This window comes from Acinetobacter piscicola, from assembly GCF_002233755.1.
In the GTDB taxonomy this organism is placed as follows: Bacteria; Pseudomonadota; Gammaproteobacteria; order Pseudomonadales; family Moraxellaceae; genus Acinetobacter; species Acinetobacter piscicola.
In genome coordinates this window covers 158,066-164,632 of the sequence record NZ_KZ268706.1, presented here as the reverse complement: position 1 = coordinate 164,632, position 6,567 = coordinate 158,066, and the positions used below count along the sequence as shown (strand labels likewise).

General features: G+C 36.0%; 7 protein-coding genes. 2 read left to right on the top strand and 5 right to left on the bottom strand.

From position 1 onward, the window contains the following. Positions 1-639: 639 nt before the first annotated feature. Positions 640-951, top strand: a complete 312-nt coding sequence (locus CDA10_RS03395; RefSeq protein WP_089604116.1) for an ankyrin repeat domain-containing protein — start codon at positions 640-642, stop codon at positions 949-951. Between the two features lie 154 nt (positions 952-1,105). Here the strand turns inward: CDA10_RS03395 and CDA10_RS03390 are convergent, their stop codons facing one another. The 5 genes from CDA10_RS03390 to CDA10_RS03370 all read right to left on the bottom strand — a co-directional run bounded on the left by CDA10_RS03390 (position 1,106) and on the right by CDA10_RS03370 (position 5,167). Next, complete coding sequence (locus CDA10_RS03390; protein ID WP_089604101.1) at positions 1,106-2,170, bottom strand: porin; 1,065 nt, start codon at positions 2,168-2,170, stop codon at positions 1,106-1,108. A 220-nt stretch (positions 2,171-2,390) separates the two neighbouring features. Then, entirely contained in the window at positions 2,391-2,807 is a 417-nt protein-coding gene (locus CDA10_RS03385; protein ID WP_089604100.1) for an HIT family protein, read from the bottom strand. 28 nt (positions 2,808-2,835) lie between these two features. After that, the gene (locus tag CDA10_RS03380; protein WP_089604099.1) at positions 2,836-3,105 is read right to left on the bottom strand and encodes a YARHG domain-containing protein; all 270 of its coding nucleotides are present in this window, start codon (positions 3,103-3,105) and stop codon (positions 2,836-2,838) included. A gap of 81 nt (positions 3,106-3,186) precedes the next feature. Further along, a complete protein-coding gene (locus CDA10_RS03375; RefSeq protein WP_228704590.1) occupies positions 3,187-4,074 on the bottom strand; it encodes an NAD(P)-dependent oxidoreductase in 888 nt (295 codons plus the stop codon). A gap of 1 nt (position 4,075) precedes the next feature. Then, on the bottom strand, positions 4,076-5,167 hold the full coding sequence (locus CDA10_RS03370; protein ID WP_089604097.1) for an alpha/beta fold hydrolase: 1,092 nt from the start codon (positions 5,165-5,167) through the stop codon (positions 4,076-4,078). A 140-nt stretch (positions 5,168-5,307) separates the two neighbouring features. Between CDA10_RS03370 and CDA10_RS03365 the strand changes: the two genes are divergently transcribed. Continuing rightward, positions 5,308-6,495: an O-succinylhomoserine sulfhydrylase gene (locus tag CDA10_RS03365; RefSeq protein WP_089604096.1), complete on the top strand. Its 1,188-nt coding sequence runs from the start codon at positions 5,308-5,310 to the stop codon at positions 6,493-6,495. The last annotated feature ends 72 nt before the right edge of the window (positions 6,496-6,567 follow it).

Sequence of the window (6,567 nt, the reverse complement as noted above, 5' to 3'; positions counted from 1 at the left end):
GCAATAGCAGAGGGTGTTTTTTTATTTGTATTTACTTTTAGACTAGTTTATAAAACTATTTTAAGTTCATTTTTGTATGGTAATAACAATATTCATAAGTATTTTTTCTATTATTGTTTCTAGCTTTTCCTTGTTCTTTGCAATTTATTCTTGGCGCCAAGCAAACCGACCATTGATAACTGCAAAAATATCAACTAGTTCAGCCGGAAATTGTGGAACAACCTTAAATATATGGATTGAAAATACTGGAAATAGACCAGCAAAAGAAATTTATTTTGTTGTTGATAAAATAGATGTAAGGAAAGCTTCTTTAAAAAAAAGAAATTCCTTTAGATGCCCAACGATGCTTTTATAGTAATATTTCGATACCAGTGTTAGCGAATAATCGATCAATTAAAAATGCATTTTGGCATTTAGGCTATGAAGATTCATGGAAACCTAACTCTAAAATTCCTATTTTGATTGTGTATCAAGATTTAAATGAACATGTGTACAAGGAAAAAATAAATTTATTTTTAGCCGATGATGAAGGATTTGCTCAAACATCATGGGAGAAGTCTTAGGAAAATGTTTATTAAAAATTCAATTAGTTTTAAAGGAAGTTTANTAAAAATTCAATTAGTTTTAAAGGAAGTTTATATGAAACTCAACTCATTCTCCCCAATTCCCGAAAATGATGAAGAATTACATCTTCCTGAACTTGTCTATTGGTCATCTTTAGGTGACTTAAAACAAGTCAAAAAGTGTTTGGCAGATGGTGCAGATGTAAATACGACTGATGATGAAGGCTATAGTGCTTTACATGCAGCAGCTGAGAATGATCATCTTGAAATTGTAAAGTTATTAATCAGTAAAGGTGCAGATGTAAATTATAAAGCTGAATATACGGCTTTAGAACTTGCAGAAATGGCTGAAAATAAAGAGATTATCGACTATTTAAAAAGCTTATAAAATCTAAACCCATAGATAAAAAGAAACCCCATCATTCTGATGAGGTTTCTTTTATAGTTTGTTTGTCGTTATTGTCTCTAAAGTTATCTTACAAAAAGAGAAACCGAGTTAGTAATTAACTCGGCTTAACCAAACTATTTATTTTAAGGCTTGATTAGAAGTTATATTCCATACCTAGGCCAAACACAGTTTTCTTATCGTTATCTGCATACCAATCACGTTTTTGTTGTGCAACTACACCATAAAAACGTGCTTGTTTGTTAAAGTTGTAATCAACACCTAAACCGTATTGATCAATTTTACGATCATTATTTGTCCAGTCAGTTTTAGCTGATTGATATTGTGCTTTTACAGCCCATGGCGTGCTTGGAATGCTATATGTTCCAGAAACTAACCATGCTTTTTCTTTTAGATCTTTGTATGCAACTACATCATCAGTAGGTTCAGCTTGTTGATAAAGTGCACCGAAGACTAAGCCTTCAGCTCCAACTGGTGTAAGGTCTAAAGAACCAGTAACACGGATCGCATCTGAGTAGTATTTTTTGCCATCAAGTGCATTATAAGCACCTTGTACACCGAAGTTACCTGCGATACCTGTCGCCAAACCAATATCTTTATTTTCATATGTTAAAGATGTTGAGAATGAGTCAAGGCTGTCACGTTTGTTGTCATCACCGGTTTCACCCGCTTTTGGGTCAGTGCTGCTTGATTCACCAGTTTGTGCTTGGAAGTTAAACTGTAAACCAGGAATTAATAAGTTTTTATCTGTTTCAAAACCAATGACGTTATTTAAACGTTCTTCACCGTACATTGTTTTGGTGATATCAAGGTTTGTATCATCATTGAAAATATCTTGATATTTTCCAGCTGAAGTTTTGAAGTATGAATCATATTTACCCGCTTTTAATGTACCTACTTTATTGAATTTAAGACCTAAAAAGCGGTTACGCGCGCTCCATTCTGCATCAGAACCAGCACCATCTGTTGCAAAACCAAACTCTGCTAGATAAACAACGCCAACATTATCTGTTAATTTTTCTTCGCCTTTAACCCCAATACGTGAAGCATTTGAATTTAATTGAGTTTCATTGTTACCAGTAGCATTCACATTGTCTACTTGGTTTAAAGATACATTGAGCTTACCATACAATGTAGGCGCTGCTTGAGCTGCGTTTAAACTAATAGTGGCGATTGCTGCAGCGAGTAGCACTTTTTTCATTGAGATTTCTCCAAAACATGTTCAATTGGCATTTGCCGTTGCTTTTTTTATTCAGCAAGTATTGAGAAATTCATTACTTACTAACTTGCATGCAGTATCAGCAAATTTTGTTACATGTTGGTGAAGAATAAATGACAGTTTGATGACGTGAGAACATTGTTTTAGTTGTTGAATAAAAAATGAGGCTATATGAGCCTCATTGATTCTAAAAAGATTTTAATTAAATAAGCGCTGCTTTAATTTTTTCAGCAAAGCCTTTAATTTTTTCTTGATCGCCCATTTGTGCTGCATGGCGACCTAATTCGTGCACAGAAGTTGGAATGAGGTGGAAGTGTACATGAGGTACAGTTTGCCCAGCAGATGCACCAGAAAGTTGCATTAAAACAATACCTTGAGCACCCAAACTTTTCTCAATTGCTTGCGCAATTTTCTGAACAATTTGAATGGTATAGGCTGCAACCGCTGGATCCAGATCCAATAAGGTAAGTGCGGGTGTTTTAGGAATAACCAGTGTATGACCATCGGCTTGAGGCATGATATCCATAAATGCAAGAACTTGATCATCTTCATACACTTTTATTGCAGGAAGTTCTCCACGCAAAATTCGTGCAAAAATGTTCTGATCATCATAAGCCATAATTATTTCCTTAAATTACCAAAAGTTGTTATTTACAATTCAATTCTTTCTGACGTTCCTTGATTGAGTCAAGGCGTTGTTGTTCTTTTTCAGAAAATTTAGGCTTACTGGTATAGCAATTATCATTGCCATATTTTGCTTTCGCTTCAGGATCTTTAAAACAGAAGCCTTTTGAAGCATAGATAACATTATAATCATCTTGTAGTTTTTTACATTCTTGCACATTATCGTTGGCAAAAACTTGAGTACCTACAAAAATTGATAAAGTAGAAAGTATTGCAATTACAGACTTATTCATGAGATGGCCTCAAATTTGACATATCAGTTTGTCACTTTATTAGATTATATGGTTAGATTGTGGTTATTCAATGGCGAAAAATTAATCCAATGTAATTTTATTCCATAATTCGTACATTTTTATTGCTGTAGAAAAGTCACTATCAGGTTCAGCTAAGCTATTTGCAGTTTGTATTAAACTTTGAGTTAAACCAATAACAGGTGCTGAAAGCTTTGCTTCACGAATTAAATCAACAGCAATACCCGTGTCTTTGGCTAATAAGGGTAGCGCAAAAGTTAGAGGGAAGCTACGATTAAAAACACGTTGCGGTAAAACCGCTTCTGTCACACCGCTTTTACCGCTCGATGCATTGATGCAATCTAGTGCTGCATTTAGGTTTACACCATGTGCTTTTAGTGTAGTAAAACCTTCTGCTGCCGCACATAGATGAACAGCCATCATCATATTATTGACTGCTTTTACAGCAAAGCCTGTACCAGAATCACCCACATGTTTAATTAATTTCCCCATCACTTGCATAGCAATTAAGGCTTGATCAAATGCAGGTTTTTCACCACCCACCATAAAGGTTAATGTCGCATTTTCTGCTCCGATGGTTTGTCCACTCACAGGTGCATCTAAAAATTGTACATTTTTTTCAGCAAGTTGTCGTGAGAGCTTACGTGCTGATTCTGGAACGCCACTGGTACAATCAACCCAAATAGCACCAGATTTAATTTCAAGCGTTTGAATTAAGTCTTCTACGTCCTGACTGATTGGTAAGCATGAGAAAATAATATCAGCTTGAACAGCTTGGCTTAATTCTACAGCTTGAGTGTTGTATTCAGTTGCATGTTGTTTGGCTTTATCAAAATTTCGATTCCAGACGTAAACAATATCGAAATGTTTCGGTAAATGAGCTGCCATGCGGTAACCCATTGCGCCTAAACCTATAAATGCAACTGAGGTATTCATAATATTCCTTAAAATTTTAGATTTTTATCGAACGTTGTACTAACCATTGAGCGAGTGTAGGCCAAAATTCATCAGCGCTTTTTTGACTCGACATCAAGCCTAAATGTCCACCAGGAATAAGAGTAAACGTGACATCACTACTATTTGTCAATTCGATTAATGGCTTAACTGAATCAGCAGTAACCATTTGATCGCCTTTTCCTGCACCAACCATTAAAGAACAATCGATATTTTTAAGTTCAATTTTATGTTTACTCAGTTGAATAGCACCATCTTTTAACGGATTTTGTAACCACACATTAAACAACATATCTTGGTTTACACCACCAGGGTAATCGATCATATGATTGAGAAAGTTGCCAAGTGTTGCGTGTTCATGTAGCAATTGCTCATCATCTAAATTGAGTAGTAATTGTTTATGGCCCTGATACCAGCCTTTAGGATCTAGAATTTTAAATCCGATCGAATTTAAAATGCCTGGCGTGTGAATCAGCTTTTTAGGAAGCCCGCCTTTATAGAGTGTATTTTGTAATTTAGGACTTTTAAGGATGAGATTGTTAATCTTTTTATAAAGTTTTCCAATACCGCCAGAAGCATAACTGTCTATTGGGCTGCCTAAAACAATTAAGTTTTTGACATGGTTTGGTTGCTTAAAGGCAGTATAGAGCAGCACAAAAATACCTGCCATGCTCCAACCATGCAGTGAAATCTGATCACTTTGAGAATGTTCACGGATTTCATTAATGCAGTAGGGAATTGATTCATCGATGAAATTTAAAAAATTAAGAAAACGATCATCATAGTTGAGCTTACCCCAATCCAACAAATAGACATCAAAACCTTGTTCTGAGAAATATTTAACCAAAGAGCGATATGGATACAAGTCATAAATCGCCATATTAATCGCTAAAGGTGCAGCAAATACCAACGGTTCTTTAAATCTTCTTTCAGGCGCAGCATAGTATCTCACTTTAGTTTGATTATGCTCTGCAATAATTTCATAAGGCGTACTTTGAGATAACACCAATGACTCACCATTGAAAATACGGGTAGATAAATTTTTTAATTTCGATTTTCGTTCTTGGAACTTCGCCATAATGTGTGCCATAAGTGCTTTTTGTCTCATTTTTGTACAGAATGCCCGAAGTGTAAGTGATAATTTTAGATTATACCTTGACCTTAAATACATCGCGCGCTCAAAATGTTGGCAATATTTTACAAAGGCAGTTTTAGAACTGAGTAGTTGAAATGAGCCAGCACGACGACATTGAATACCAACTTGATACATTAGCCCTTCGCACAGGTCATACACGCAGTTTTGAAGGTGAACATAGTGAGCCTATTTTCCTCACTTCATCTTTTGTTTATGAAAATGCAGCAGAAGCAGCAGCTAAGTTTTCGGGTGCTGAACCAGGTAATATTTACTCGCGCTTTACCAATCCAACAGTTGCAATGTTTGAAAAACGTTTAGCGGCTATGGAAGGTGGAGAACGTGCTGTAGCAACCAGTTCAGGTATGGCTGCAATTATGGCTGTGGTTATGTCGTTCCTTAAAGCTGGTGATCACGTCATTTGTTCACGTGCAGTGTTTGGGTCAACGGTGTCGTTGTTTGAAAAATACGTTGCTAAATTCAATGTCGCAGTTACTTTTGTCGATTTAACAGATTTAAATGCATGGGAAAATGCAATTCGTCCTGAAACTAAGTTGTTATTTGTAGAATCACCATCAAATCCATTGTCTGAAGTTGCAGATATTCAAGCTTTATCTGACCTTGCACATTCGCATGATGCTTTATTGGCAATTGATAATAGTTTCTGTACGCCAATTTTGCAGCAACCATTAAAGTTTGGTGCTGATCTAGTGATTTATTCAGCAACTAAATATTTAGATGGACAAGGCCGTGCATTAGGTGGCGCAGTGGTTGGAAGTCACAAATTACTTGAAGAAGTATTTGGTTATGTACGTACAACAGGCCCATCAATGAGCCCATTCAACGCATGGGTATTTTTGAAAGGCTTGGAAACTTTACGTTTACGTATGAAAGCACATTCTGAAAGTGCTCAGAAAATTGCAGAATGGTTAGTTTCACACCCAAATGTTGAGAAAGTTTATTTTGCAGGCTTAAAAGATCATGTTGGACATGAGCTTGCAGCAAAACAACAAACAGGTTTCAGTGGTATTGTCTCATTTGAAGTGAAGCATGCGCGTGAAGGCGCGTGGAAAGTCATCGATAACACAAAATTTATTTCGATTACAGGTAACTTGGGGGATGCGAAGTCTACAATTACGCATCCAGCGACCACCACTCACGGTAAACTTTCTCCTGAAGCGAAAGCGGCTGCAGGAATTCGTGAAGGTTTAATTCGACTATCTGTCGGTTTGGAAGATGCTGATGATATTATCCGTGATCTTTCACATGGTTTAGATTTAATTTAATCAATTAACCTGTATATAAGCCATTATTTAACAATTGCTCTAGGTTTGGATCGTTTTTGTTTTAAACCTAGA